Below are 25096 nucleotides of genomic sequence, written 5' to 3' on the forward strand. Positions count from 1 at the left end.
AGATGCGACCAACCGGTTCCGACATTCTGGTCGTCGACGACGAGGCCGACATCCGCGATCTGGTCTCGGGCCTTCTGGAGGACGAGGGGCACGCTGTGCGCGTGGCCGCCAACTCCGACGAGGCCTTGGCCGCCATCCGAGCGCGCAAGCCCAGCCTGGCGATCCTGGACATCTGGATGCAGGGCGGCGGTCTGGATGGACTTGAACTGCTGGAGGTGGTCAAGGAACTGGATCCCGACCTGCCGGTGGTGATGATTTCGGGTCACGGCAATATCGAGACGGCGGTGACGGCGCTGAAGCGCGGCGCCTATGACTTCATCGAAAAGCCCTTCAAGTCGGACCGGCTGGTCGTGGTGGTCGAACGGGCCATCGAGGCCGCGACCCTGAAGCGCGAGAACCGACGGCTGCGCGCCCAGACCATGACGCCGTCGGGCCTGATCGGCCGGTCGCAGGCGGCGCAGGCGCTGCGCAGCACCATCGCCAAGGTGGCCCAGGCCAACAGCCGGGTCCTGATTTCCGGCCCGGCGGGGTCGGGCAAGGAATTGGTGGCGCGCCAGATTCACGAAGGCAGTCCGCGCGCCCGCGCCGAGTTCGTCGCCATTTCGGCCGCCGGAATGACGCCCGAACGGCTGGACGTGGAACTGTTCGGCGAGGAGGGGCAGGACGGCCGGCCGCGAAAGATCGGCGTGTTCGAACGCGCCCACAACGGCACCCTTTACCTGGACGAAATCAGCGACATGCCGCGCGAGAGCCAGAGCCGCATCCTGCGCGTCCTGGTGGATCAGCGGTTCCGTCGCGTCGGCGGCGAGCAGGACGTCCAGGTCGATGTGCGGGTCGTGACCTCGACCTCGCGCGACCTGAAGACCGAAATCGCCGAGGGCCGGTTCCGCGAGGACCTGTTCCACCGCCTGAACGTGGTGCCGATCCGCGTGCCCGCCCTGTCGGAACGGCGCGAGGACATCGCCGAACTGGTCGAATATTTCGTCGACACGATCAGCGCGTCGCAGGGCCTGCCCAAGCGGATCATCGGCGAGGACGCCGTGGCGGTGCTTCAGGTTCATCCTTGGCCGGGCAATATCCGGCAGCTTCGCAACAATATCGAGCGGCTGCTGATCCTGGCGACGGGCGATCCGGCCGAGACGATCACCGCCGACATGCTGCCTCAGGAAGTGGCCACCTCGAACGGCGGGGCGGCGAACCTGGGCGGCGAGCGCACCATCGCCCTGCCGCTGCGCGAGGCGCGCGAGGTGTTCGAACGCGAATATCTGGCGGCCCAGATCATGCGGTTCGGCGGCAATATCTCGCGCACCGCCGCCTTCATCGGCATGGAGCGGTCGGCCCTGCACAGGAAGCTGAAGTCGTTGGGCGTCTCGCCCGCGCGCGGCGGCGAAGAGGAGGATCCGGCCTGATGTCGCGCGTCGCCTACGTCAACGGCGCCTACAGCCCGCATAGCCAGGCGGTGGTGCATGTCGAGGATCGCGGCTTTCAGTTCGCCGACGGCGTCTATGAGGTCTGGTCGGTGCTGAATGGACGCCTGGCGGACTTCGACGGCCATATGACGCGGCTGAACCGCAGCCTGAACGAATTGAAGATCGAAATCCCGATGACGCCGGCGGCGCTGGGCGTCGTGCTGCGCGAAACGGTTCGGCGCAACCGCGTGCGCGACGGCATCGTCTATCTGCAGGTCACGCGCGGCGCGGCGGCGCGCGACCACGCCTTCCCGACCGATGTCGCGCCTAGCGTCATCGTGACGGCCAAGCGGATCGACCTGGCCCGCGGAGAGGCGATGGCGGCCAAGGGGGCGGCGGGCGTGACCCGGCCCGACATCCGCTGGGGCCGGTGCGACATCAAGACCGTCGGCCTGCTGCCAAATGTGCTGGCAAAGCAGGCGGCGCGGGAACGCGGCGCCTACGAATGCCTGATGTATGACGAGATGGGCCTGGTCACGGAGGGGGCGTCGACCAACGCCTGGATCGTGGATCGGGAAGGTCGACTGAGGACGCGCGACGCCCAGGCCAATATTCTGCGCGGGATCACGCGCGAGGCTATCCTGAAGCTGGTCGCCGCCGAGGGCGTCGAACTGGACGAGCGCCCCTTCACCGTCGAAGAGGCCAAACAGGCGCGCGAGGTGTTTGTCACCGCCGCCAGTTCGTTCGTCATGCCGCTTGTGTCGCTGGATGGCGTCCGTATCGGCGACGGCAAGCCCGGCCCGATCGCCGCCCGCCTGCGGCAGGCCTATCTTGAACAGGCGCGTCGAGACGCCATTTAGGCCGTTGCTCCGGCGGGGGCGTGGCGGTTAAGGTCGCGGTCGGCCGCATCGGCCCCGCGCCGCTCCCTTCGGCGACGAACAACGAAGAACAGGAAAAACCTGCCATGTCGCAAGACAAGCGTCAGAACCTTCAGGACACCTTCCTCAACTCGGTCCGCAAGACCAAGACGCCCCTGACCATCTTTCTGGTCAATGGAGTCAAGCTGCAGGGCATCGTGACCTGGTTCGACAACTTCTGCGTGCTGCTGCGCCGCGATGGCCAGTCCCAGCTGGTGTACAAGCACGCCATCTCCACCATCATGCCGTCCGCGCCCGTGCAGTTGTACGAGCCCGAGGCCGAAGAAGATTGATTGACCCAAAAACTCATTGACCACGTCGCCCCGGTTCAGCGGGCGGTCGTCATCCATCCCGACGGACGGTCGGAATCGCCGCGTCTGGCCGAAGAACGGCTGGAGGAGGCGTCCGGCCTGGCCCGCGCCCTTGATCTGGACATCCGGGGCGAGGAGATCGTTCGCGTGCGCAAGGTGACGCCCGCCACCCTGTTCGGGACCGGAAAGGTCGAGGAACTGGCGGCTCTGATGCGCGCGGCCGAGGCCGACGTGGCCATCATCGACGACGCCCTGACCCCGGTGCAGCAACGCAATCTGGAGAAGGCGTGGGAGGTGAAGGTCATCGACCGCACCGGCCTGATCCTGGAAATCTTCGGCCGTCGCGCGCGGACAAAGGAAGGCCGGCTGCAGGTCGAACTGGCCCGGCTGGATTACGAGCGGTCGCGCCTGGTGCGGACCTGGACCCACCTGGAGCGGCAGCGCGGCGGCACCGGCTCGACCGGCGGTCCCGGCGAAACTCAGATCGAACTGGACCGCCGCCTGATCGCCGACCGGATCGTAAGGCTGAAGGCGGAACTGGAAGAGGTGCGCCGTACGCGGGGCCTGCACCGCAAGCAGCGCCAGAAGGTCCCGTTCCCGACCATCGCTCTGGTCGGCTACACCAACGCCGGCAAGTCGACGCTGTTCAATCGGCTGACGGGATCCGAGGTCTTGGCCAAGGATCTGTTGTTCGCCACCCTTGACACCACCCAGCGCACCATCCGTCTGCCGCAGGGTCGGCCGGCCATCGTCGCGGACACGGTCGGCTTCATTTCGGACCTGCCGCACGAACTGGTCGAAAGCTTCCGCGCCACGCTGGAAGAAGTCGGCGAGGCCGATCTGATCCTGCATGTCCGCGACATCGCTTCGCCCGACACCGACGCCCAGGCCAAGGACGTCGAGGCGGTGCTGAAACAGATCGAGACGCCGGAAGGCAAGACGCGCCGGGTGCTGGAGGTCTGGAACAAGATCGACCTGCTGGACGACGAGGCGCGCGAGGCCGTGCTGGGCCAGGCCGAGCGTCTGGCCAGGGACGGCGAGGCGGTGGCCGTATCGGCCTGGACGGGCGAGGGGATCGAACCCCTGCGGCAGACGATCGCCAGCCTGATCGACGACGACCCGGAAACGCAGTTGACGCTGGCGCCCCACCAGGGCGACGCGCTGGCCTGGCTGTACGAACATGGGCGGGTGACGGCGCGCGACACGGACGAGCTTGGCCGTACTCATGTCACGGTGCGGCTGCATCCTGGGGCGCTCGGACGATTCGAGCGTCTGTATCCCGACCTGGCCGGCTAAGTCTCATGCATTTGATCGAAACCATACTGCTGCTGCTTCTGGCTGTCGTGGTGTCGGGGTCGATCGCGCGCATGACCCGGATCGCCTTGCCGCTGGTGCAGATCGGCCTCGGGGCGGCCCTGGTTTTGATTACCGGGTCCACGGTCGATCTGGAGCCGGACATCTTCTTCCTGCTGTTCCTGCCGCCGCTGCTGTTCCTGGACGGTTGGCGCATTCCCAAGGAAGACCTGTTCCGGGACCGGGCGATGATCCTGGAACTGGCGCTGGGCCTGGTGCTGTTCACCGTTCTGGGTCTGGGCTTTCTGATCTGGTGGATGATCCCGGAGATGCCCTTGCCGGTGGCCTTCGCCCTGGCGGCCATCCTGTCGCCGACCGACCCCATCGCCGTCCAGGCCATCGCGGCGCGCGCGCCGATCCCAAAGCGGCTGATGCATATCCTGGAGGGCGAATCGCTGCTGAATGACGCGACCGGCCTGACCTGCATGCGGATTGCCGTGATCGCGGCGACGACCGGCGCCTTTTCCATCGGCGCCGCCATCGGAACCTTTCTCTGGCTGGCCCTGGTCGGGGTGGCCGTGGGCGTGGCCAGCGCCATCGCCATCAGCTACGCCAAGACCCTGATCAGCCGGCGCTGGGGCGAGGATGTGGGGGCGCAGATTCTGGTCAGCCTGCTGATCCCGTTCGCCGCCTATCTGATCGCCGAAGAGTTGGAGGCGTCCGGCATCCTGGCCGCCGTCGCCGCCGGCGTCACCATGAGCTTTACCGAGCGCGGCGCCATTCCCGGCCAGTCGATGGCCATGACCCGCATCCGGCGCAGCGTGGTGTGGGACACGGTGCAATTCGTCGCCAACGGCGTCATCTTCGTCATCCTGGGCGAGCAGATGCCGTCGATCCTGTCTCGGGCGGCGGAGGTGGTGCGCGGCACCAGCCGGCCTGAAATCTGGTGGCTGGCCGTCTATGTCGTGGCCATCGTGGCGGCCCTGGCGGCGCTGCGGTTCATCTGGGTTTGGACCTCGCTGAAACTGACCCTGTATCGGCGGCGGCGTCGCGGACCGCCGGCGAAGGTCGGGTTGCGGCTGACCCTGGTGATGTCCCTGGCGGGGGTGCGGGGCGCGATCACCCTGGCGGGCATCCTGACCCTGCCGTTCGTGTTGGGCGACGGCTCGCCCATGCCGTCGCGCAACCTGGCCATCTTCCTGGCGGCGGCGGTCATCATCGTCTCGCTGCTGGTGGCCACCTTCGCCCTGCCGCGCTTGCTAAAGGGGGTAGAGCTGCCGCCCGAACCCTCGCACGAGCGCGAGGAGGATCGCGGCCGGGTCGCCGCCGCTTCCGCCGCCCTGCGGGCCGTGGAGGACGCCTCTCACGCCATGGCCGAAGGCAAGGCCAACCCCGACCTCTATTCCGACGTGGCGACCCGGATCATGGAACTGTATCGCCAGCGGATCGAAAGCCGCACCCGCACCGACGAGGACGACGCCGAGGCCGCGCGCCTGAGCGACAGGATCGAACGCCAACTGCGCATGGCCGGCCTGGCGGCCGAGCGCGAGGAATTGGGGCGGCTGGCGCGGTTGCGTCGGCTGGACGAGGAGACGGCCAAGAAACTGATCCGCGAAGTGGACCTGCAGGAATTGCGCTACTCCTGAGCCCGTCTGTTCAGCGATCCATGAAGGCGGCGACTTCGCGATAGGTCGCGGCCAGATGATTGGCGCCGCGCGCAGCCAGGCGTTCGGCATGGCCGTCGCGGACGTGGCCGCCGGCCAAAAGGCCGACCACGGTCATTCCGGCCGCGACGCCCGCGCTGACACCCGCCTCGCTGTCCTCGATGACCAAGGCGCGGGACGGATCGACGCCCATTGTGCGGGCGGCGTGCAGGAACAGGTCGGGGTGCGGTTTGCCCCGCTCGACCGCCAGGCCGGTGAAGACCGAGCCGTCGAAATGGTCGGTCAGGCCGAACAGGTCCAGGCCCACGCCGATCCAGTCCGGTCCGCTGGACGAGGCGATGCAACGCGCTTCGGGCCGAGTTTGGGCGAAGTCGATCATTCCCGGCACCGGCTGCAACTGATGCGGCGCGCGCTGGCGGCAGGTCGCGAACCAGGTCGTGTGGAAATCGTCGGGACAGGCGCGGCCCAGCCTGGCCTCGACCGCCGGGCGATTGTCGCGCCACCGCTTGCCGGTGTAGGCGCCCAGCACGTCGTCCAACGTGGTCGGCAGGCCGATGGCGGTCAGCTGTTCGGCCATGACGGTGCTGTTCAGCACCTCGCTGTCGGCGACGACGCCGTCGTAGTCGAAGATGATCAGGTCGTAGGTCACGCAGGGATCGCTCAAGGCCGGGGGGCGGCCTTTTCCGCCGCTTTTGCGGCGTCCCAGAGGCGGTCCATTTCGGCCAGGTCCGACTGGTCCGGCGTGCGGCCGTCCTTGGCCAGTTCAGCCTCGATGAAGCCGAAGCGACGGACGAACTTGGCGTTGGCGGCGCGCAGGGCGTCTTCGGGTTCAACGTCAAGCTTGCGGGCCAGGTTGGCGACGACGAACAGCAGGTCGCCCAGCTCCTCGCGGGCCTTGGCCTGGTCGCCGGCGGCGATCTCGACGCGCAACTCCTCGACCTCTTCGGCCAGCTTGTCGAACACTTCGTCGGTCGAGGGCCAGTCGAAGCCGACGCGCCCGGCGCGCTTGGTCAGTTTGGCGGCGCGGGTCAGGGCGGGCAGGCCGACGGGCACGTCGTCCAGCACGCCGGGTTTCTTGCGGTCCCTGCGTTCGGCCGCCTTGATCGCTTCCCAGGCGACCGTCTGTTCCCTCGACGACCGCTGGGCCCCATCATCTAAAGAATTGGCGCCGAAGACATGGGGGTGGCGTCGTTCCAGCTTGTCGGCGATGGCGTTGACGACGTCGTCGAAGGCGAACAGCCCTTGCTCCTCGGCCATGCGGGCGTGGAAGACGACCTGGAACAACAGGTCGCCCAGTTCGCCCTTCAGCTCGACCAGGTCGTTGCGTTCGATGGCGTCGGCGACTTCATAGGCCTCCTCGATCGTATAGGGGGCGATGGTGGCGAAGGTCTGCTCCACGTCCCACGGGCAGCCGCCCTCCGGGTCGCGCAGCCGCGCCATGACGCCCAGCAGGCGGTCGATAGGCCTCATGCCCTGGCCCCGGCGTCGCGGGCCTCCAGCGCCAGGCGGATTTCGTCGTGGCGCTTCGCCGTCAGCGGATAGTTCTTCAGCACCACGCCCGCCAGGACCAGCAGGACGCCCGGCACGGCGATGAAGAGAATTTGCAGCGTCAACAGGGCCGCGTCGCTGTTGCCCGCCGGACCGGGCAGGGCGCGGAAACCCACCCCTTGCAGGATCAGATAGGGGATCAGGGCGACGACATGGCCGATCTTGGTCGTGGCCGACAGGATGGACAGCATCAGGCCGGTGCGGTCCACGCCGGTCTCGAACCGCTCCTCGTCTCCGGCGTCGGCCATCATGGCGCGCGTCAGGAACAGGCCCGCCGCATAGGGCAGGCCGGCGATGAACATGACCACCGCCGTCAGAACGAAGTTTCCGCCCGGAACCAGGGTCGCGCCGACATAGAGGACGGCTGACACGACGCTGGCCACGGCCAGGCCCCGATCCTTGCCGACGCGGGTCGCAAACCAGGCCCAGAAGGGCGCGCCGCACAGGCCGGCGACGAAATAGAACAGCATGAACAGCCCGGCCTGGGTGTGGTCGTAGCCCCGGATCTGGCCGAAGAAGAAGAACAGCAGCGATCCGGTGATGCCGGGCGCCACGCCCAGCAACAGATCCGACAGCAGCAGTTTCCTGACCACCGGCTTCCTGAACAGGCTGAGATAGGCGCTCAGGCTGCCGTGCGGCTGGCCGCCGGCCGTGACCGGCTCGGGCACGGCGAACATGGCCAGGCCGATGGTGAGGGGCAGGGCGATCACGATGGCCCAGCCCATGATCCTCACCCCATCGGCGTAGTTTCCAAGGCCCGTCTGAACCACCACGGTCGGCAGGACCAGGATCAGCACCACGCCGATGATGTTGAACACCTGCCACCAGCCATAGACGCGGCTGCGCTGATCGTACTGGGGCGCCAACACGGCGGCCCAGCCCAACTGCCCCAGCGTGCCGATGGAAAAGCCCAGGTAGAGAAACAACAGCCAGCCGAACAGATAGACGGGCGGCGCGCCGGGCTGAACGACCACGAACATCATATAGGCGGCCAACATCAGCATGGGCGCGGACAGGGCCATCCACGGACGGTAGCGGCCGAACCGGGTCCGGGTCCGGTCCATGCCCCAGCCGATGAAAGGGTCGAACACGATGTCGATCAGACGCACCGCCATGAAGACGGCCGCCACCACCCCCAGCTCCAGCCCGATGAAGGTGGCGTAGAATTCGGGCAGGGTGACGGGCAGGGCGACGCCGAAGGCGGCCAGCGGCAGGCAGGGCCCGGAAAAGGCGGCCAGAACCGCATTGGAACGGCGGGGCGTCGCGCTCGCGGACGCGGATCGGGCGGTCATGAAAGAAGGTCCGAAACGGCCCGGATGAGTCGGACCTGCGGCACCATCGCAGCTTTGTCGCTTCGGCGGTATGGTGGACTTCGCGGCCGGCTTGAGGCTTGTTGAAGCCATGTCGGTTCGCCTGTTCGCCTTGTTGGGTCTGGTCCTGGGGGTTCTGTTTGCGGGACAGGCCAGGGCCGCCGCGGGGCCCTGTCACACCAACGCCGACATCTGGGGCGGGCAGGGTCTGGCCAACGCCGAGGCTGCCTATGGGATGGAATGGGCGCCCTTCGGCGCGACGGAATGGGGATGGCAGCCCTATCTGCCCTTGATCCAGCAGGATCTGCATACGCGTTGCGGTCCTGGCACACCCATCTTCGCCTCTCAGCTGGCGGGGTTCCAGCAGACGCACGGCCTGCCCCCGACCGGCCTGTTGGACGCCGCGACCTTCCAGGTGTTTCGCGGCCTGTGGCAGGAGCGGCGGCCCTTCGTCATGGCGCGGGTCCGGGGGCTGTGCCCGGAACCGCCGCCGATCAACCAACTGGGTTATCTGGTCGCGGAGGAGGAGCACGCCGATCGCCTGACCCGGCTGCTGCGGCGCGACGTGCTGGACGCCTATCGACGCCTGGTCGCCGCCGCCCGCGCCGAGGTTCCCGAGGTCGCGGTCAATCCCGAACTGCTGCAGATTTTCTCAGGCTTTCGCGACCCGGAGGCGGACACGGCGCGTTGCGTCCAGCAGGGCAATTGCGACGGCTTGAGGCGCGCGGTCTGTTCGCCGCACAGGACGGGGACGGCCGTCGATCTCTATGTCGGACAGGCGCCGGGCCTTGGGGTGGATTCCACCACCCCGGCCAGCCGGGAATACATGGCGCGGACGCCGACCTATCGCTGGCTGGTCGCCAATGCGGGGCGGTTCGGTTTCGTCCCCTACGTCTATGAACCGTGGCACTGGGAGTATGTGCGGCCGTGGGACCCTTCATTCGCACCCTGACTTCGGCCGAGACGGCGCTGGCGCGTGATGCGTTCGGCGCGGCGCTGCGCCTGGATACGGTCCGGCTGATCGGCTGGCCCTTTCGGCGCGCCTTTGTCGCCGGAAGGTGGTTCGGGCGGGATTGGATCGTCTGGCCGCAGCGCGATCTGGTCGGAGATTTCGCCAAGGCCTCCGTGCGCGCCCAGGGCGTGCTGATCCACGAACTGACCCACGTCTGGCAGGCCCAGCAGGGCGTCAATCTGCTCTGGGCCAAGCTGAAGGCCGGCGACACGGCGGCGTCCTATGCTTATGAAGCCGTTTCGACCTGCCGCTGGGAAGGGCTGAACATCGAGCAGCAGGCGATGGCGATGGAACACCGCTTTCATCGCCAGAACGGGCGCGCCGCGCCGGGATCGGCGGCCTTTTACGCGGCCCTGTGTCCGTTCGAGCCGAAAACGGAATCGGGGACTTGCGTAGCGAATGGGGACACGCCAAGTTAGCAACGGTCGTTGTTGCGAATAACGGCCGTCAGTCATTCAACGGAGCCTCCCCCGATGCCGAAAGTCCTGGTTCTCTATCATTCGACCTATGGCCACCTCGAAACCATGGCCGAAGCCGTCGCCGAAGGCGCGCGCGAGGTCGAAGGCGCAATCGTGGACATCAAGCGCGTGCCGGAAACCGTGCCGGAAGACCTGGCCAAGGCCTCGCACTACAAGCTGGATCAGAAGGCGCCGATCGCCAAGATCGACGATCTCAAGGACTATGACGCCATCATCATCGGCGCCGGCACCCGCTTCGGATCGGCCGCGTCGCAGATGCGCGCCTTCCTGGACCAGGCCGGCGGCCTATGGTTCACCGGCGCCTTGATCGGCAAGGTCGGCGGCGCCTTCACCGCGACCGCGACCCAGCATGGCGGTCAGGAGACCACCTTCCAGGGTCTGCACAATTTCTTCCTGCACCACGGCATGCCGGTCGTCGGTCTGCCCTATTCGTATCAGGCGCAGATGACACTGGACGCGGTCCACGGCGGCTCGCCCTATGGGGCGACGACCATCACCGGCGGCGACGGCTCGCGCCAGCCCAGCGACATCGAACTGGACGGCGCCCGCTTCCAGGGGCGGCACATCGCCGAACTGGCCAAGAAGCTGCACGGCTGATCCGATGCGCCAGCCCGCCGTCTTCTTCGGTCACGGTTCGCCCATGAACGCGCTTGGCGGCCCCTTCGCGGACGCCTGGCGCGACCTTGGACAGGCCATCGGCAAGCCCAAGGGCGTGGTGATGATCTCCGCCCACTGGGAGACGCGCGGGCTGGGCGTGACCGCGCAGGAGAAACCCGAAACCATCCATGATTTCGGAAACTTCCCGCGTGAACTTCATGAAATGCAGTACTCCGCGCCCGGGTCCCCGGAACTGGCGGCCCGCGTGTCGGGTCTGACCGGCGCGATCATGACCCAGCAATGGGGCCTGGACCATGGGACATGGTCGGTGCTGCGGCACGTCTGGCCCGAGGCGGACGTGCCGGTGGTGCAACTGTCGCTGAACCGCGACCTGACGGCGCGCCAACACTATGAGCTGGCCAGGACCCTGCGGCCTTTGCGGGACGAGAGGATCGTCATCGCCGGGTCGGGCGACTTCGTCCACAATCTGCGGACCTGGAAGCGCGAGGCCGGGGCGGAGCCCTACGCCTGGGCGAGCGGGTTCAACGAGGCGGTGAAACACGCCTTCCTGATCGGCGACCACGAGGCGCTGATCGACTGGGTCGATCTGGCCGAGGACGCGCAACTGAGCGTGCCGACAGACGAACATTATCTGCCGGTGCTCTATGTCGCCGCGCAGCAGCAGCCGGGCGAGCCTGTCAGCTTCTTCAACGACAGCATCGAGGGCGGTTCGATCTCGATGACCGGCGTTTGTATCGGCTGAGCGCGCCGAGGGAGCCGGTCAGGCCGCCTTTTCCGCCTCGACCATCTTCTGGATCGCGACATAGTCGGTCTTGCCGGTGCCCAGGACCGGCACTTCGGCGACCTTGACGATCTTCTTGGGGATGACCAGTTCGGGCGCGCCGTTGGTGCGGGCCCATTCCGCCAGGGGCGCGACCTCGGCCGAGGCGTGGTCGGTGACGAGCACCAGCTTCTCGCCCTTGCGGCTGTCGGGAATCGACACCACCGCGTGCCGCCGTTCGGGCCAGACGGCGCCGGCGATGCCTTCCACGGCGGTCAGGGACACCATTTCGCCGCCGATCTTGGCGAACCGCTTGGCCCGACCCTTGATGGTGACATAGCCTTCGGCGTCGACGTCCACGATGTCGCCGGTGTCCAGCCAGCCGTCGCCCACGGCGTCCCAGGTCAAAGGTTCGGCGGCGGTGACATAGCCGCTCATGACGTTCGGCCCCTTCAGGAACAGACGGCCGCCGCCCTCGATCCCCTCGACCGGCTCCAGCTTCCAGTCGATGCCGGGCAGCATCTGGCCCACCGTGCCAGGCGCATTGCGGTCGGGGTGGTTGACGGCGATGACCGGCGAGGCCTCGGTCGCGCCATAGCCCTCCAGCAGTTCGACCCCGCCGAACTTGGCGTCGAACAGGGCGCGCGTCTCCTCGCGGACCTTCTCGGCCCCGGCGACGGCGAACTTCAGCGTGGCGAAGTCGTTCGGTTCGGCGACGCGGGCGTACTGGCTCAAGAAGGTGTCGGTCGCGAACAGGATCGAGGCGTTCACCTGAGGCAGCAGGTCGGTGATCTGTTTGGCGTGCAGCGGCGACGGATATTCGAACGCCTTCAACCCCTGAAGCAGCGGCAGGATCACGCCCCCGGTCAGGCCGAAACAGTGGAAGGTCGGCAGCGGGTTGAACATCACCCAGGACGGATCGAGGTCGATGTGGGCCGCCACCTGGCGCGCATTGGCGACCAGGTTCTGCTGGCTGAGCACGACGCCCTTGGGGGTTCCGAAACTGCCCGAGGTGAACAGGACCACGCCCGGCGCATCCGGGTCCGTCTTGACGCGGAACCGCTTGGGCGCGGCCCCGGCGGCCAGGCCATAGAGTTTGTCGGGCAGGCCGATGGTCTTGCGCACGTCGTCCAGCCAGACGATGTCGGCGACGGTCTTCAGTTCGACGATGAGATCGTCCAGCTTGGCCTGGTCGACGAACCGTTTGGCCGTCAGCACCTTCTTGACGCCGGACGCCTGGATGGCGGCCTTCAGATTGGTCTCGCCGGCGGTGAAGTTCAGCATCACCGGCACGCGGCCGTGGGCGTGCAGACCGAAAAAGGTGACGACCACCCCCATGGACGACGGCAGAAGGATGGCCACCCGCTCGCCCTTGTCCGTCATCTGCGCGATCTTGCGGCCCAGCACGAAGGCGGCGCGGATCAGGCCGGTGTAGGTCAGCGGGTGACGATCCTGGTCCTCCAGGATCTCCTTGTCGCCGAACCGCGCCCGCGCCTCGATAAGGGCGTCGATCAGGGTTTCTTCGTACAGCGACGGATCCAGGGCCTGGCGCAAGCGCGTCTCCTATGGAGGGCGTGGGAAGCCCTCTCTGTTGTTCGGGCGACTGTCATTAATGACGCCGGGTCATCTTGAAAAGATGCGTAACGCCGCGTGAGTTCCGTTCGGTCGCGCTCTGTAACCGGCCGTGCCTTGCCTTCCGGGCGCGGAAGGCCGAAATACCGACCATGGTCACTCTGATCGACACCCTGCAGCGCAAGCCGTCGGAGCTGCGTCACCCGGAAAAGCAGAACCGGCCGGAATCCGTCGTGCTGAAAAAGCCCGACTGGCTGCGGGTCAAGGCGCCGGGATCGGGCCAGTACAACGCCACCAAGGACATCGTGCGCTCCAAGGGGCTGGTGACGGTCTGCGAAGAGGCGGCCTGCCCGAACATCGGCGAGTGCTGGAGCCAGAAGCACGCCACCCTGATGATCATGGGCGACACCTGCACGCGGGCCTGCGCCTTCTGCAACGTCAAGACGGGCTTGCCCCAGCCGCTGGATCCGGAAGAGCCGGGCAAGGTGGGCCTGGCCGTTCAGCAGATGGGCCTGAACCACGTCGTCATCACCTCGGTCGACCGCGACGATGTGGCCGACGGCGGCGCAGCCCACTTCGCCGAGGTGGTGCGCCAGATCCGCCTCCAGGCGCCGGACACTACCATCGAGATCCTGACGCCCGACTTCCTGCGAAAAGATGGGGCGGCCGCCGTGATGATCGACGCCAAGCCCGACGTCTTCAATCACAACCTGGAGACCGTGCCGCGCCTGTATCTGAAGATACGGCCGGGCGCGCGCTACTTCCACAGCCTGCGGCTGTTGCAGATGGTCAAGGAGCGGGACCCGAACCAGTTCACCAAGTCCGGCATCATGGTCGGTCTGGGCGAGACCAAGGAAGAGGTCATGCAGGTGATGGACGACATGCGGTCCGCCGGCGTCGACTTCATCACCATCGGCCAGTATCTGCAGCCGACGCGCAAACACGCCGCCATCGACCGTTTCGTCACCCCGGAGGAGTTCAAGGCCTATGAGGCGATCGCCCGCGCCAAGGGCTTCCTGATGGTGTCGTCCAGTCCGCTGACGCGTTCGTCGCACCACGCCGGCGACGACTTCGCCCGGCTGAGGGCGGCGCGCGAGGCGCAACTGCGCCGCTGAGCCAGGGATGGCCGTCCATCGCGTCACGCGCATACTGCCCTATGCGCCCGAACAGCTTGCCGATCTGGTGGCGGACGTGCGCGCCTATCCCGACTTCGTGCCGTGGGTCACGTCGATGCGCGTCTGGAACGAGCGGGCGGAAAGCGAGGGCGTCACCGTCGTCGACGCCGAGGCCGGGGTCGGGTTCTCGGTGCTGAAGGAGCGGTTCTCGACCTGGGTGCGGCACGACCGCAATGCGCCCAAGGTCGAGGTCGGCCTGTTGCGCGGGCCGTTTAAACATCTGAAGAACCGCTGGGAGTTCTTTCCCCATCCCGAGGGCACGCGGCTGGAGTTCATGATCGACTTCGCCTTCAAGTCGCGGATGCTGGACCTGATGCTGTCGGCGAACTTCGACCGGGCCGTGGAAAAGCTGATCGGCTGTTTCGAGGCCGAGGCGAAGCGGAGATATCGCGGCCGATGATTTTCGACTTCGATGCGACGGTCGTGGGCGCCGGGGCCGTGGGCCTGGCCTGCGGGCGGGCGTTGTCGAAACGGGGCCTGACGGTGCTGGTGCTGGAGAAGGAAGGCCACATCGGCCAGGGCGTGTCGTCGCGCAACTCCGAGGTCATTCATGGCGGCCTCTATTACCCGACCGGATCGTTGAAGGCGCAGTTCTGCGTCGCGGGTCGGCGCGCGCTCTATGATTTCCTGGCCAGCCGCAAGATCGACCATTGGAAGTGCGGCAAGCTGGTCGTGGCCACCGAAACGGCCGAGGTCGAGAGGATCGAGGCCATCTTCGAACAGGCGACGGCGAACGGCGTGGAGGGGCTGGAGCATCTGACCGGCGCCCAGGCGCGGGCGCTGGAGCCCGAACTGAACGCCCACGCCGCCATCCTGTCGGCCGAGAGCGGCCTGTTCGACAGCCACGGCTATATGCTGGCCCTGCGAGGCGAGATCGAGGACGCGGGCGGCTCGGTCGTCGTGTCGGCGCCGTTCGAGGGCGCCGCGTCGCTGTCGGGCGGCGGTTTTTCCATCCGCGTCGGGGGCGAGGGGGCGATGACCGTCACCAGCCGCCTCTTGGCCACGGCGCCCGGGTTGTCGGCGCAGGCGGTCGCAGGTCAGATCGAGGGCTATCCGCCCCAAGACATCCCCGCCGGCCATTTCGGCAAGGGCGTCTATTTCCGTCTGATCGGACGCGCGCCGTTCGACCGGCTGATCTATCCTCCGCCTATCCCCGGCGCCTTAGGCACCCATTATCGCAAGGACCTGGGCGGGCAGGGGGTGTTCGGCCCCGACCTGGCCTATGTCGAAACCGAGGATTATTCGGTCGATCCGGCCAAGGCTGACGAGTTCGCGCGATATATCCGTCGTTTCTGGCCAGGCCTGCCCGACGGCGCCCTGACGCCCGACTACGCCGGCATCCGGCCCAAGCTGCATGGGCCGGGCGAGCCCCAGCCCGACTTTCAACTGCATGGGCGCGAGCATCACGGCCTAGACGGCCTGATGGCCTTGTTCGGGATCGAGAGCCCCGGCCTGACCGGTTCGCTGGCTATCGGCGAGGCGGTGGCGGCGGCTTTGACGGAGACGGAATGACCGAACGCGAGAAGATGCTGGCGGGCCTGCCCTATGATCCTGGCGATCCCGACTTGCGAGACGGTCGAGCCCGAGCCGTAGGCCTGACGGTCGCCATCAACGCCGAGCCGGATCGCGACCGTCGCAGCGCCCTGGTCAATCGGTTGGTGAGCGCGACTGACGGCAAGGCGATCATCATGCCGGGTTTCTTCTGCGACTATGGCGTCAACATCCATTTGGGCGCGCGCGCCTTCGCCAACGCCAACTGCGTGTTCCTGGACTGCGCCGAGATTCGCATCGGCGACAACTTTCAGGCCGGGCCTGGGGTGCAGCTCCTGACGCCGGAGCATCCCTTGGACGCGGTGGCGCGTCGCGGCAAGGAAACGGCGCGCTCCATCATCATCGGAGACGACGTCTGGATCGGCGGCGGCGCCATCGTTCTGGCCGGCGTCACCATCGGAGACCGGTCGGTGATCGGGGCGGGTTCGGTCGTGACCAAGGACGTGCCGTCGGACGTTGTCGTCGTCGGCAATCCGGCGAAGATCGTCCGTCGTTTGGCGGCTGCTTAAACGCCTTGAAATCGTCGCGCGGTTCATGCATAAGCCGCGCCTCGCGTGGCGGCTCGGCATCCTTCTAAAGAAGGGTTGGGGGCCGCCGCTATCGTTTTCGCGCCAGACAGGCTTCGGCTCTGGGCGGCGCCCGACTTAGAAGATTGAGACGGACATGGCCGTTCCGAAGCGCAAAGTATCTCCCTCGCGTCGCAACATGCGCCGCGCCCACGACGCCCTGACCTCGAACGTTTATGTCGAGGACAAGGACACCGGCGAGCTGAAGCGCCCGCACCACATCGACCTGAAGACCGGCACCTATCGCGGTCGCCAGGTCATCACGCCCAAGGAAGACTAGGTCTTTTTAGGACGTTTCGCCCGCGTTCGACAACGACGGGCCGAATGACGATTTCGACGGCGCGCGGTGATCCGCGCGCCGTTTTCGTGCGTTCAGCGCGTCGAGGCTTAGATCGGAGATCGCCGCATGATGATTCGCCCCGCCGCCGCTATCGGCGTCTGCATGCTTTTGCTCGCCGCCTGCGGGCGCGACGACCGGCCGGCTGCCGACGCCTCGCCTCCCGCCCCGGATATGACGGCGTCGCCTTCGGCCCCGATCGCCGCGCCAGCGGCCGCCGACACCCTGACGGCCGACGGCCTGGGGCCGGCGCGGATCGGGATGAGCAAGGCCGATCTGATCGCGGCCTGGGGCGATGACGCGAACCCGGGCGCAGTGGGAGGCGCAGAGCCTGAGGCGTGCGACATCTTCCACCCCGCCCGCGCGCCGAAGGGCGTCAGCGTCATGATCCAGAACGGCCGACTGACGCGAATCACCCTGGCGCGCGACGCCGGCGTCAAGACCGACCGTGGCTTCGGCCTGGGCGACACGGCCTTGGCGATCAAACAGGCGTATGGCGGCGCCGTCTTTTCCCAGCCGCACAAATATCAGGACGCCCCGGCCGAGGATCTGTTCGCCTGGGCGCGCGGCGGTTCGACCGCCTATGTCGCCGACCCGTCGGCGCGCGGCGTCCGCTATGAGATCGGCGCGGACGGCAAGGTCGGCATGATCCATGCGGGCGATCCGTCGATCCAACTGGTCGAAGGGTGTTCCTGACATCGCGATCACGGCGGCATTGGCCTTTGGCGGACGGGCGGCTAAACCCGTCTGACTTCATTTCCGCCTTGAGCCAAAGAGCCGAGCCATGACCGACATCGCCGACATCGTCGCCCGCCAGATCCTCGACAGCCGGGGCAATCCGACGGTCGAAGTGGACGTGATCCTGGACGACGGCTCGTTCGGCCGCGCCGCGGTTCCGTCCGGCGCATCGACGGGCGCGCACGAAGCCGTCGAGTTGCGCGACGGCGACAAGGATGTCTGGGGGGGCAAGGGCGTTCAGAAGGCGGTGGACGCCGTCAACGGCGAAATCTTCGACGCCCTGTCCGGCATGGACGCCGAGGACCAGCGCCGGATCGACGAGGCGATGATCAAACTGGACGGCACGCCCAACAAGGGGCGCCTGGGCGCCAACGCCATCCTGGGCGTGTCGCTGGCGGCCGCCAAGGCCAGCGCCATCTCGTCGGGTCTGCCGCTGTATCGCTACATCGGCGGCGTCTCGGCTCGCGTCCTGCCGACCCCGATGATGAACATCATCAATGGCGGCGCCCATGCCGACAATCCGATCGATATCCAGGAGTTCATGATCCTGCCGACTGGAGCCGAGACCTTCAGCGACGCCCTGCGCATGGGAACGGAGATCTTCCACGCCCTGAAAAAGCAGCTGAAGGACGCCGGCCACAACACCAACGTCGGCGACGAGGGCGGCTTCGCCCCAAACCTGGCCTCGGCCGAGGAGGCGTTGAGCTTCATCACCAAGGCGGGGCAGGCGGCCGGCTATCTGGCGGGCGAAGACTTCCACCTGGGCCTGGACGTGGCCTCGACCGAGTTCTTCAAGGACGGCAAATACGTCATGGCCGGCGAGGGCAAGACCGTCGACGCCGACGGGATGGCCGCCTATCTGGTGGATCTGTGCGAACGTTTCCCCATCGTCTCGATCGAAGACGGCATGGCGGAGGACGATTTCGACGGCTGGCGCCTGCTGACCGAACGTCTGGGCGACCGGGTGCAACTGGTCGGCGACGACCTGTTCGTGACCAATCCCGCGCGTCTGGCGGCCGGCATCGGCGAGGGGCTGGCCAACTCCATCCTGATCAAGGTCAATCAGATCGGCACCCTGTCGGAGACGCTGGATGCGGTCGATATGGCCCAGCGCGCCGGCTATACGGCCGTCATGAGCCACCGTTCGGGCGAAACCGAGGACGCCACCATCGCCGACCTGGCCGTGGCCACCAACTGCGGTCAGATCAAGACCGGCTCTCTGGCCCGATCCGATCGGGTCGCGAAGTACAACCAACTGCTGCGCATCGAAGAGATGCTGGGCGACCAGGGCGTCTATTTCGGCGATGGCATGCTGCTGAAATAGGCGATGGAATTCTCGGCGGAGAATCAGCGTTCTCCGTCGATATTCTTACGGTCAAGCTACATTTCGTTAGGCATTTTCGGGCACGGTTCCTGAACTGTGTTTTCGCGCTCAGAAGGAGCGTTCTAAGTGCCCGAACGGATGAAGTCTTACCGTGTGTCCTGCGTTCTGCTGCTGTTGCTCGCCTATCTTGGCGTGCAGGCCTTGACGGGCGAACGGGGCCTGTTGAGCGGCGCCTCGCGCGATGCGCTTCTGGGACAGCGCGAGGACCAGCTCGCCCAGCTGACCGAGCAGCGCCGTGATCTGGAGACCCGGGTGCGTTATCTTCGCAGCGACAGTCTGTCGCGCGACCTGCTCGAGGAGCGCGCGCGCGCCGTATTGGGCTTCTCCGATCCGCGCGACTATGTGATCCGCGCCTCGGCCCCGACTGAACAGAGCTGAACACGCGCCACTTGAACTATTGTTACAGCGCGACCCGGACCCCTTTGCGTTCCGGGAAGGAAGGCTGCTAAAGCCCCTTTCCGTAACGATAAGAAGGCGTCGCTTCTCGGCGCCTAGCCGGGAGATACCGGATGGCGAAAGCCCCAGCCAAATCCGCTCAGACGACAACGCCTGACAAACTGCCCAATGCGCCGACGGCGTCTAAGGAAGACCTGCTTCGCTTCTATCGCGAAATGGTTCTGATCCGTCGCTTCGAGGAGCGCGCGGGCCAACTGTACGGCATGGGCCTGATCGGCGGCTTCTGCCACCTGTACATCGGCCAGGAGGCCGTGGCGGTCGGCGTTCAGGAGAGCGTCAAACCGGGCCACGACAAGATCATCACCGGCTATCGCGATCACGGCCATATGCTGGCCGCCGGCATGGACCCGAAGGAAGTCATGGCCGAGCTGACCGGCCGCAGCGGCGGTTCGTCCAAGGGCAAGGGCGGGTCGATGCACATGTTCGACGTGCCGACCGGCTTCTACGGTGGACATGGCATCGTCGGCGCCCAGGTGGCGCTGGGCACCGGTCTGGCCTTCGCCGGCAAGTATCGCGGCGACGATTCGGTGGCCTTCGTCTATTTCGGCGACGGCGCGGCCAACCAGGGTCAGGTGTACGAAAGCTTCAACATGGCCCAGCTGTGGAAGCTGCCGGCCATCTACATCATCGAAAACAATCAATATGCGATGGGCACGAGCATCGAACGCTCGTCCTCGACGACGGAACTGTACCAGCGCGGCGCCAGCTTCGGCATTCCGGGCGAACAGGTGGACGGGATGGACGTCCTGGCCGTGCGCGACGCGACGGCCCGTGCGGTGAAGCGCGCGCGCGAAGGCGGCGGCCCCTTCATCCTGGAGGTGAAGACCTATCGTTACCGCGGCCACTCGATGTCCGACCCGGCGAAATACCGCACCAAGGAAGAGGTCGACGAGGTCAAGAAGACCCGTGATCCGATCGATCACCTGAAGATGCTGCTGTCGGCCGCCAAGGCGACCGAGGAGGAGCTGAAGACCGTCGATAACGAAATCAAGGCGATCGTCGCCGAAGCTGTTCAATTCGCCCAAGAGAGCCCGGAACCCGATCCGTCCGAGCTCTATACCGACGTCTACGTGGAGGCCTGATCCGTGACCGACATTCTGATGCCGGCGCTGTCCCCCACGATGGAAGAGGGCACGCTGACCAAATGGCATATCAAGGCGGGCGACACCGTGTCGGCCGGCCAGGTGATCGCCGAGATCGAGACCGACAAGGCGACGATGGAAGTCGAGGCCGTGGACGAAGGCGAGGTTCTGGAGATCCTGGTGCCGGAAGGCGCCGAGAACGTGAAGGTCAATACGCCCATCGCGCGTCTTTCGGGCGACGACGCGGGTGCGATTTCGACGACGAAATCCGACGATTCCGACGACGCGAAAGCAGCGACTTCAACGACGAAGGCTACGGCCGAGGGCAAGACCGGCGATCCCGAAAAGGCCCCGCCCCAGACCTCGACGCCGAAAGTCGAACTGCGCGACCCGGAAATTCCGTCCGACGCCAAACTGGTCAAGATGACCGTGCGCGACGCCCTGCGCGACGCCATGGCCGAGGAGATGCGTCGCGACGACCGGGTCTTCCTGATCGGCGAGGAAGTCGCCCAGTACCAGGGGGCCTACAAAGTCAGCCGCGACCTGCTGCAGGAGTTCGGCGACCGGCGCGTGGTCGACACGCCGATCACCGAGCACGGCTTCGCCGGCTTGGGCGTGGGCGCCGCCATGGCGGGCCTGAAGCCGATCGTCGAGTTCATGACGTTCAACTTCGCCATGCAGGCCATCGACCACATCATCAACTCGGCCGCCAAGACGCTGTATATGTCGGGTGGTCAGATCCGCGCCGACATCGTCTTCCGCGGCCCGAACGGCGCCGCCAGCCGCGTCGGCGCGCAGCATAGCCAGGACTATTCGGCCTGGTACGCCCAGGTGCCCGGCCTGAAGGTCATCGCCCCCTATGACGCGGCCGACGCCAAGGGCCTGTTGAAGGCCGCCATCCGCGACCCGAACCCGGTCGTCTTCCTCGAGCACGAGATGCTCTACGGCGCCGAGTTCGACGTGCCGGAGGTCGAGGACTATGTCCTGCCGATCGGCAAGGCCAAGGTCCGCCGCGAGGGCAGGGATGTCACCATCACCGCCCACGCCCGCATGGTCGGCTTCGCCCTGCAGGCCGCCGAGAAGCTGGCCGAAGAAGGGATCGAGGCCGAGGTGATCGACCTGCGCACCCTGCGCCCGTTGGACCATGAGACTGTGGTCGAAAGCGTCAAGAAGACCAATCGTCTGGTTTCGGCCGAAGAGGGCTGGGGTCCGATGGGCGTCGGCGCCGAGGTCGTGGCCCGCGTGATCGAGCACGCCTTCGACTATCTGGACGCTCCGCCGCTGCGGGTGCATCAGGAAGACGTGCCGCTGCCCTACGCCGCCAATCTCGAAGCCCTGTCTCTGCCCGGCGTCGACAAGATCATCGCGGCCGTGAAGCAGGTGATGGCGTGACCGAGGCGTCGGAATTCATGCTGACGACGCCCGACAGCGTCGCGGCTGATCCCCAGGCCATCGAACTGCTGCGGATGTGGTGGTCGAAGGAGGAGCCGGTGATGGCGGTCAAGCCCGCCTTCAACGATCCGATCCAGTTCGGCCGTCTGCTGGCCTATGCGGCGCGCCACATGGCGCATGGTTACGCCGTGCGTCACAGCCACGATGAAACAGCCGCCTACCACCGCATCCTCGAAGGCTTGACCGAAGTGGTGAAGGCGAACGACGTCCGCACCGTCGCCGAGCCGATCACGAAAACCGGGGGGAACGCCTGATGACCGATATCCTTATGCCGGCCCTGTCTCCGACCATGGAGGAGGGCGTGCTGGCCAAATGGCACGTGAAGGTGGGCGACATGGTTTCCGCCGGCGACGTGATCGCCGAGATCGAAACCGACAAGGCCACGATGGAGGTCGAGGCGGTCGACGAGGGCGAAGTCACCGACATCCTGGTGGCCGAAGGGACCGAAGGCGTGAAGGTCAATACGCCCATCGCCCGGCTGAAGGACGAAGGCGGCGCAGCCGCGCCCAAGCCTGCGGACGAGCCTGCCGACAAGGCCGAGGAGTCTCCGAAGCCCCAGGCCGCGCCCGCCGCAGCCGTCGAGGCGCCAAAGGCCGCCGCACCGGCTCCGGCCGCGCCGAAGTCGGACAACGGCGAACGCATCTTCGCCTCGCCCCTGGCGCGTCGCATCGCGGCGCAGAACGGCGTCGATCTGAAGTCTATCAAGGGCACCGGCCCGCATGGCCGGATCGTCAAGCGCGATGTCGAGGCCGCCGGCAAGGGCGCCGCCCGACCTGCGTCCACGCCGCCCGCAACGGCCGAGGCAAGCGCCGCCGCCGAACCGCGCAAGGCTCTATCGCTGGCCCAGATGGGGATCCCGGACGGCAGCTACGACCTGATCCCGCTGGACGGCATGAAGAAGGCCGTGGCGCGTCGCATGGTCGACAGCGTCCAGAACGTGCCGCACTTCCCGCTGTTCATCGATGTCGAGATCGACCAGCTGATGGCCGTGCGCGCCAAGGTGAACAAGATGCTGGAGCCGCAGGGGATCAAGGTCTCCGTCAACGACTTCGTCATCAAGGCCGCGGCCCTGGCCCTGAAGGCGGTGCCCGAGGCGAACGCCTCCTATACGCCGGAAGGCATCGCCATGCACCACAATGCCGACATCTCGATGGCGGTGGCGATCGACGGCGGCCTGATCACCCCGATCATCAGGAAGGCCGAGACCAAGGGCCTGGCGCAGATCGCGACCGAGTCCAAGGACCTGGCCAAGCGCGCCCGCGAGCGCAAGCTGAAGCCGGAAGAGTTCCAGGGCGGCACCTTCTCGGTGTCCAATCTGGGGATGTTCGGCATCAAGCAGTTCACCTCGATCATCAATGAGCCGCAGGGTTGCATCATGAGCGTGGGCGCCGGCGAGCAGCGCGCCGTGGTCAAGGACGGCCAGGTCGTTCCAGCCACCGTCATGACCGTGACCCTGACCTGCGATCACCGCGTGGTGGACGGCGCGACGGGCGCCCGCTTCCTGCAGGCGTTCAAGCCGTTGATCGAAGATCCTGTCGCGATGCTGGCGTAAGGGACGGGCTGGTCATGACCTCGGTCTATGACTTTTCCGCCCGCGCCATCGACGGCACGGAGGTGTCGCTTAACCGTTATCGCGGTCAGGCGCTGTTGATCGTCAACACCGCGTCCAAATGCGGCTTCACCGGCCAGTACGAGGGTCTGGAGACGCTGCACCGGGACTTCGCCGGCCAGCCGTTCGAGGTTCTGGGCTTTCCGTGCAACCAGTTCGGCAATCAGGAGCCCGGCCGGGCGGCGGAGATCGCCGCCTTTTGCGCCACCAGCTTCGACGTGACCTTTCCCTTGTTCGACAAGGTGGAGGTCAACGGCCCAAACCGGCATCCGCTCTACGCCTGGCTGACCCGAGAGAAGCGCGGCTTCCTGGGCTCCCAGGCCATCAAGTGGAACTTCACCAAGTTCCTGACCGACCGCGAGGGCAGGGTGGCCGCCCGCTACGCCCCGCAGACAGAACCCGAGGCCATAAAGGCCGACATCGAGAAGTTGATCTGATCATGGCCCAAGAATTCGATCTCGTCGTCATCGGCTCGGGCCCCGGCGGCTATGTCGCGGCGATCCGCGCCAGCCAACTGGGCCAGAAGGTCGCCATCGTCGAGCGCGAGAATCTGGGCGGCATCTGTCTGAACTGGGGCTGTATCCCGACCAAGGCCCTGCTGAAGTCGGGCGAGAAGTTCGAGAGCCTGAGCCACCTGAAAGAATACGGACTGTCGGCGTCCGGCGCCTCGTTCGACTTCGACGCCATCATCCAGCGCTCGCGCGGCGTGGCGGCGACGATGAACAAGGGCGTCGCCTTCCTGATGAAGAAGAACAAGATCGAGGTGATCGAAGGCTCGGCCAAGCTCGAAAAGGGCGCGGCGGCGCCCAAGGTCGTGATCGCGCTGAAGGCCGGCGGGTCGCGCACGGTCGAGGCCAAGTCGGTGATGCTGGCGGTGGGCGCCCGCGCGCGATCCTTGCCTCAGATCGGCCTGGAGGCCGACGGGGACAAGATCTGGGCCTATCGCGACGCTCTGGCCCCGAAGACACTGCCCAAGTCGTTCGTGGTCATCGGCTCGGGCGCCATCGGCATCGAGTTCGCCAGCTTCTATCGCGCCCTGGGCGCCGAGGTGACGGTCGTCGAGGCGGTCGAGCGCATCATGCCGGTCGAGGACGAGGAGGTCTCCAAGGCCGCGCAGAAGGCGTTCGAGAAGCGCGGCATCAAGTTCAAGGTCGGCGCCAAGGTGACGAAGGTCGCAAAGAACGCGAACGGCGTGAAGGTCGATGTCGAGATCGGCGGCAAGGCCGAGACGCTGGAGGCCGAGGTCTGCATCTCGGCCGTGGGCATCACCGCCAACACCGACGGCATCGGCCTGGAGGCGCTGGGCGTCGAACTGGACCGCGGCCACATCAAGACCGACGGCCACTGCCAGACCAACGTCAAGGGCCTGTTCGCCATCGGCGACTGCGCCGGCGCGCCCTGGCTGGCGCACAAGGCCTCGCACGAAGGCATCCACGCCGCCGAATTCATCGCCGGCTACAAGAGCCCGAACGTCCATTCGCCCATCGCCGGCTGCACCTACGCCCAGCCGCAGGTCGCCTCGGTCGGCGTGACCGAACAGGCGGCCCGCGCCGAGAAGCGCGACGTCAAGATCGGCCGCTTCCCCTTCCGGGTGAACGGCAAGGCGGTGGCGGCGGGCGAGCCGGACGGCTTCGTCAAGGTGATCTTCGACGCCAAGACCGGCGCCCTGATCGGCGCCCATATGATGGGCCATGAAGTCACCGAAATGATCCAGGGCTTCGTCACGGCCATCGCCATGGAGGCGACTGAGGAAGACATCCACGGCATCGTCTATCCGCACCCGACCATGTCGGAGGCCATGCACGAAGCGGCTCTGGACGCCTATGGCCGGGTGATCCACCTCTGATACGGGT

27 protein-coding genes are annotated in these 25096 nt (G+C 66.6%); 23 read left to right on the forward strand and 4 right to left on the reverse strand.

The features are described from left to right. Window positions 1-2 precede the first annotated feature (2 nt). The 5 genes from ntrX (at window position 3) to AC0L6G_RS02875 (ending at window position 5576) form a co-directional block, all read left to right on the forward strand. Window positions 3-1409, forward strand: a complete 1407-nt coding sequence (gene ntrX / locus AC0L6G_RS02855; protein WP_291538299.1) for a nitrogen assimilation response regulator NtrX — start codon at window positions 3-5, stop codon at window positions 1407-1409. Continuing rightward, window positions 1409-2269 (forward strand): D-amino-acid transaminase, encoded by an 861-nt coding sequence (locus AC0L6G_RS02860; RefSeq protein WP_293825127.1) that lies wholly within the window; start codon window positions 1409-1411, stop codon window positions 2267-2269. The genes ntrX and AC0L6G_RS02860 overlap by 1 nt, the downstream gene beginning before the upstream one ends. 104 nt (window positions 2270-2373) lie before the next feature. Beyond that, window positions 2374-2619 carry an RNA chaperone Hfq gene (hfq, locus tag AC0L6G_RS02865; RefSeq protein ID WP_201216158.1) on the forward strand — a complete coding sequence of 82 codons (246 nt, stop codon included), beginning with the start codon at window positions 2374-2376 and terminating at the stop codon, window positions 2617-2619. Continuing rightward, on the forward strand, window positions 2620-3933 hold the full coding sequence (gene hflX / locus AC0L6G_RS02870; RefSeq protein ID WP_473252830.1) for a GTPase HflX: 1314 nt from the start codon (window positions 2620-2622) through the stop codon (window positions 3931-3933). 5 nt (window positions 3934-3938) lie between these two features. Then, complete coding sequence (locus AC0L6G_RS02875; protein ID WP_291538290.1) at window positions 3939-5576, forward strand: Na+/H+ antiporter; 1638 nt, start codon at window positions 3939-3941, stop codon at window positions 5574-5576. 10 nt (window positions 5577-5586) lie between these two features. Here AC0L6G_RS02875 and AC0L6G_RS02880 read toward each other — a convergent pair whose 3' ends face one another. The 3 genes from AC0L6G_RS02880 to AC0L6G_RS02890 are packed head-to-tail and all read right to left on the reverse strand — an operon-like array spanning window position 5587 to window position 8434. Then, a complete protein-coding gene (locus tag AC0L6G_RS02880) occupies window positions 5587-6258 on the reverse strand; it encodes an HAD family hydrolase (RefSeq protein WP_473252831.1) in 672 nt (223 codons plus the stop codon). Continuing rightward, the gene (gene mazG / locus AC0L6G_RS02885; RefSeq protein ID WP_473252832.1) at window positions 6255-7064 is read right to left on the reverse strand and encodes a nucleoside triphosphate pyrophosphohydrolase; all 810 of its coding nucleotides are present in this window, start codon (window positions 7062-7064) and stop codon (window positions 6255-6257) included. The genes AC0L6G_RS02880 and mazG overlap by 4 nt, the downstream gene beginning before the upstream one ends. Then, window positions 7061-8434, reverse strand: coding sequence for an MFS transporter (locus tag AC0L6G_RS02890; protein ID WP_473252833.1), 1374 nt, complete (start codon window positions 8432-8434; stop codon window positions 7061-7063). Before AC0L6G_RS02890 ends, mazG begins: the two co-directional genes overlap by 4 nt. 109 nt (window positions 8435-8543) lie before the next feature. Between AC0L6G_RS02890 and AC0L6G_RS02895 the strand changes: the two genes are divergently transcribed. From AC0L6G_RS02895 to ygiD, 4 genes are read left to right on the forward strand one after another with little or no spacing between them, the layout of a single operon-like run. Further along, window positions 8544-9404, forward strand: coding sequence for a D-alanyl-D-alanine carboxypeptidase family protein (locus AC0L6G_RS02895; RefSeq protein WP_473252834.1), 861 nt, complete (start codon window positions 8544-8546; stop codon window positions 9402-9404). Beyond that, complete coding sequence (locus AC0L6G_RS02900; RefSeq protein ID WP_291538279.1) at window positions 9380-9883, forward strand: hypothetical protein; 504 nt, start codon at window positions 9380-9382, stop codon at window positions 9881-9883. The genes AC0L6G_RS02895 and AC0L6G_RS02900 overlap by 25 nt, the downstream gene beginning before the upstream one ends. A gap of 54 nt (window positions 9884-9937) precedes the next feature. Beyond that, window positions 9938-10540 carry an NAD(P)H:quinone oxidoreductase gene (gene wrbA, locus AC0L6G_RS02905; protein WP_291538277.1) on the forward strand — a complete coding sequence of 201 codons (603 nt, stop codon included), beginning with the start codon at window positions 9938-9940 and terminating at the stop codon, window positions 10538-10540. A gap of 4 nt (window positions 10541-10544) precedes the next feature. Next, the gene (gene ygiD / locus AC0L6G_RS02910) at window positions 10545-11303 is read left to right on the forward strand and encodes a 4,5-DOPA-extradiol-dioxygenase (protein ID WP_473252835.1); all 759 of its coding nucleotides are present in this window, start codon (window positions 10545-10547) and stop codon (window positions 11301-11303) included. Window positions 11304-11321: 18 nt separating this feature from the next. Here the strand turns inward: ygiD and AC0L6G_RS02915 are convergent, their stop codons facing one another. Next, window positions 11322-12875: an AMP-binding protein gene (locus tag AC0L6G_RS02915; RefSeq protein WP_293825110.1), complete on the reverse strand. Its 1554-nt coding sequence runs from the start codon at window positions 12873-12875 to the stop codon at window positions 11322-11324. 170 nt (window positions 12876-13045) lie between these two features. On the opposite strand from AC0L6G_RS02915, the gene lipA reads away from it, so the two are divergent. The 14 genes from lipA to lpdA all read left to right on the forward strand — a co-directional run bounded on the left by lipA (window position 13046) and on the right by lpdA (window position 25089). Continuing rightward, window positions 13046-14008 (forward strand): lipoyl synthase, encoded by a 963-nt coding sequence (lipA, locus tag AC0L6G_RS02920; RefSeq protein ID WP_366098592.1) that lies wholly within the window; start codon window positions 13046-13048, stop codon window positions 14006-14008. A gap of 7 nt (window positions 14009-14015) precedes the next feature. Beyond that, window positions 14016-14468, forward strand: coding sequence for a type II toxin-antitoxin system RatA family toxin (locus tag AC0L6G_RS02925; RefSeq protein WP_293825107.1), 453 nt, complete (start codon window positions 14016-14018; stop codon window positions 14466-14468). After that, the gene (locus tag AC0L6G_RS02930; RefSeq protein WP_473252836.1) at window positions 14465-15580 is read left to right on the forward strand and encodes an NAD(P)/FAD-dependent oxidoreductase; all 1116 of its coding nucleotides are present in this window, start codon (window positions 14465-14467) and stop codon (window positions 15578-15580) included. Before AC0L6G_RS02925 ends, AC0L6G_RS02930 begins: the two co-directional genes overlap by 4 nt. Further along, a complete protein-coding gene (locus AC0L6G_RS02935) occupies window positions 15577-16128 on the forward strand; it encodes a sugar O-acetyltransferase (RefSeq protein WP_473252837.1) in 552 nt (183 codons plus the stop codon). The genes AC0L6G_RS02930 and AC0L6G_RS02935 overlap by 4 nt, the downstream gene beginning before the upstream one ends. A 154-nt stretch (window positions 16129-16282) precedes the next feature. After that, on the forward strand, window positions 16283-16465 hold the full coding sequence (rpmF, locus tag AC0L6G_RS02940; RefSeq protein ID WP_026108365.1) for a 50S ribosomal protein L32: 183 nt from the start codon (window positions 16283-16285) through the stop codon (window positions 16463-16465). A gap of 126 nt (window positions 16466-16591) precedes the next feature. After that, window positions 16592-17218 (forward strand): hypothetical protein, encoded by a 627-nt coding sequence (locus tag AC0L6G_RS02945; protein ID WP_473252838.1) that lies wholly within the window; start codon window positions 16592-16594, stop codon window positions 17216-17218. A gap of 88 nt (window positions 17219-17306) precedes the next feature. Next, complete coding sequence (gene eno, locus AC0L6G_RS02950) at window positions 17307-18584, forward strand: phosphopyruvate hydratase (protein ID WP_473252839.1); 1278 nt, start codon at window positions 17307-17309, stop codon at window positions 18582-18584. A 138-nt stretch (window positions 18585-18722) separates the two neighbouring features. After that, the gene (locus tag AC0L6G_RS02955; protein ID WP_291538346.1) at window positions 18723-19022 is read left to right on the forward strand and encodes an FtsB family cell division protein; all 300 of its coding nucleotides are present in this window, start codon (window positions 18723-18725) and stop codon (window positions 19020-19022) included. Window positions 19023-19153: 131 nt separating this feature from the next. Beyond that, entirely contained in the window at window positions 19154-20182 is a 1029-nt protein-coding gene (gene pdhA, locus AC0L6G_RS02960; protein WP_291538244.1) for a pyruvate dehydrogenase (acetyl-transferring) E1 component subunit alpha, read from the forward strand. A gap of 3 nt (window positions 20183-20185) precedes the next feature. Then, window positions 20186-21574, forward strand: coding sequence for a pyruvate dehydrogenase complex E1 component subunit beta (locus AC0L6G_RS02965; protein WP_293825092.1), 1389 nt, complete (start codon window positions 20186-20188; stop codon window positions 21572-21574). Next, window positions 21571-21888 carry a DUF5076 domain-containing protein gene (locus AC0L6G_RS02970; RefSeq protein WP_291538241.1) on the forward strand — a complete coding sequence of 106 codons (318 nt, stop codon included), beginning with the start codon at window positions 21571-21573 and terminating at the stop codon, window positions 21886-21888. The genes AC0L6G_RS02965 and AC0L6G_RS02970 overlap by 4 nt, the downstream gene beginning before the upstream one ends. Beyond that, the gene (locus AC0L6G_RS02975; RefSeq protein WP_293825089.1) at window positions 21888-23186 is read left to right on the forward strand and encodes a pyruvate dehydrogenase complex dihydrolipoamide acetyltransferase; all 1299 of its coding nucleotides are present in this window, start codon (window positions 21888-21890) and stop codon (window positions 23184-23186) included. Before AC0L6G_RS02970 ends, AC0L6G_RS02975 begins: the two co-directional genes overlap by 1 nt. 14 nt (window positions 23187-23200) lie before the next feature. After that, window positions 23201-23680: a glutathione peroxidase gene (locus tag AC0L6G_RS02980; RefSeq protein WP_293825087.1), complete on the forward strand. Its 480-nt coding sequence runs from the start codon at window positions 23201-23203 to the stop codon at window positions 23678-23680. 2 nt (window positions 23681-23682) lie between these two features. Further along, the gene (lpdA, locus tag AC0L6G_RS02985) at window positions 23683-25089 is read left to right on the forward strand and encodes a dihydrolipoyl dehydrogenase (RefSeq protein WP_293825085.1); all 1407 of its coding nucleotides are present in this window, start codon (window positions 23683-23685) and stop codon (window positions 25087-25089) included. The last annotated feature ends 7 nt before the right edge of the window (window positions 25090-25096 follow it).

The sequence above is a fragment of the Brevundimonas sp. D3-1P genome, from assembly GCF_055809335.1.

What these genes read in the sequence shown, in the direction of transcription:
- AC0L6G_RS02875 (WP_291538290.1), top strand. Translation starts at nt 3,939, where the DNA reads ATGCATTTGATCGAAACCATACTGCTGCTGCTTCTGGCTGTCGTGGTG.
- AC0L6G_RS02945 (WP_473252838.1), top strand. Translation starts at nt 16,592, where the DNA reads ATGATGATTCGCCCCGCCGCCGCTATCGGCGTCTGCATGCTTTTGCTC.
- AC0L6G_RS02935 (WP_473252837.1), top strand. Translation starts at nt 15,577, where the DNA reads ATGACCGAACGCGAGAAGATGCTGGCGGGCCTGCCCTATGATCCTGGC.
- ygiD (WP_473252835.1), top strand. Translation starts at nt 10,545, where the DNA reads ATGCGCCAGCCCGCCGTCTTCTTCGGTCACGGTTCGCCCATGAACGCG.
- pdhA (WP_291538244.1), top strand. Translation starts at nt 19,154, where the DNA reads ATGGCGAAAGCCCCAGCCAAATCCGCTCAGACGACAACGCCTGACAAA.
- AC0L6G_RS02895 (WP_473252834.1), top strand. Translation starts at nt 8,544, where the DNA reads ATGTCGGTTCGCCTGTTCGCCTTGTTGGGTCTGGTCCTGGGGGTTCTG.
- rpmF (WP_026108365.1), top strand. Translation starts at nt 16,283, where the DNA reads ATGGCCGTTCCGAAGCGCAAAGTATCTCCCTCGCGTCGCAACATGCGC.
- AC0L6G_RS02975 (WP_293825089.1), top strand. Translation starts at nt 21,888, where the DNA reads ATGACCGATATCCTTATGCCGGCCCTGTCTCCGACCATGGAGGAGGGC.
- AC0L6G_RS02925 (WP_293825107.1), top strand. Translation starts at nt 14,016, where the DNA reads ATGGCCGTCCATCGCGTCACGCGCATACTGCCCTATGCGCCCGAACAG.
- AC0L6G_RS02860 (WP_293825127.1), top strand. Translation starts at nt 1,409, where the DNA reads ATGTCGCGCGTCGCCTACGTCAACGGCGCCTACAGCCCGCATAGCCAG.
- hfq (WP_201216158.1), top strand. Translation starts at nt 2,374, where the DNA reads ATGTCGCAAGACAAGCGTCAGAACCTTCAGGACACCTTCCTCAACTCG.
- lipA (WP_366098592.1), top strand. Translation starts at nt 13,046, where the DNA reads ATGGTCACTCTGATCGACACCCTGCAGCGCAAGCCGTCGGAGCTGCGT.
- lpdA (WP_293825085.1), top strand. Translation starts at nt 23,683, where the DNA reads ATGGCCCAAGAATTCGATCTCGTCGTCATCGGCTCGGGCCCCGGCGGC.
- AC0L6G_RS02980 (WP_293825087.1), top strand. Translation starts at nt 23,201, where the DNA reads ATGACCTCGGTCTATGACTTTTCCGCCCGCGCCATCGACGGCACGGAG.
- eno (WP_473252839.1), top strand. Translation starts at nt 17,307, where the DNA reads ATGACCGACATCGCCGACATCGTCGCCCGCCAGATCCTCGACAGCCGG.
- AC0L6G_RS02890 (WP_473252833.1), bottom strand. Translation starts at nt 8,434, where the DNA reads ATGACCGCCCGATCCGCGTCCGCGAGCGCGACGCCCCGCCGTTCCAAT.
- ntrX (WP_291538299.1), top strand. Translation starts at nt 3, where the DNA reads ATGCGACCAACCGGTTCCGACATTCTGGTCGTCGACGACGAGGCCGAC.
- mazG (WP_473252832.1), bottom strand. Translation starts at nt 7,064, where the DNA reads ATGAGGCCTATCGACCGCCTGCTGGGCGTCATGGCGCGGCTGCGCGAC.
- AC0L6G_RS02930 (WP_473252836.1), top strand. Translation starts at nt 14,465, where the DNA reads ATGATTTTCGACTTCGATGCGACGGTCGTGGGCGCCGGGGCCGTGGGC.
- AC0L6G_RS02955 (WP_291538346.1), top strand. Translation starts at nt 18,723, where the DNA reads ATGAAGTCTTACCGTGTGTCCTGCGTTCTGCTGCTGTTGCTCGCCTAT.
- wrbA (WP_291538277.1), top strand. Translation starts at nt 9,938, where the DNA reads ATGCCGAAAGTCCTGGTTCTCTATCATTCGACCTATGGCCACCTCGAA.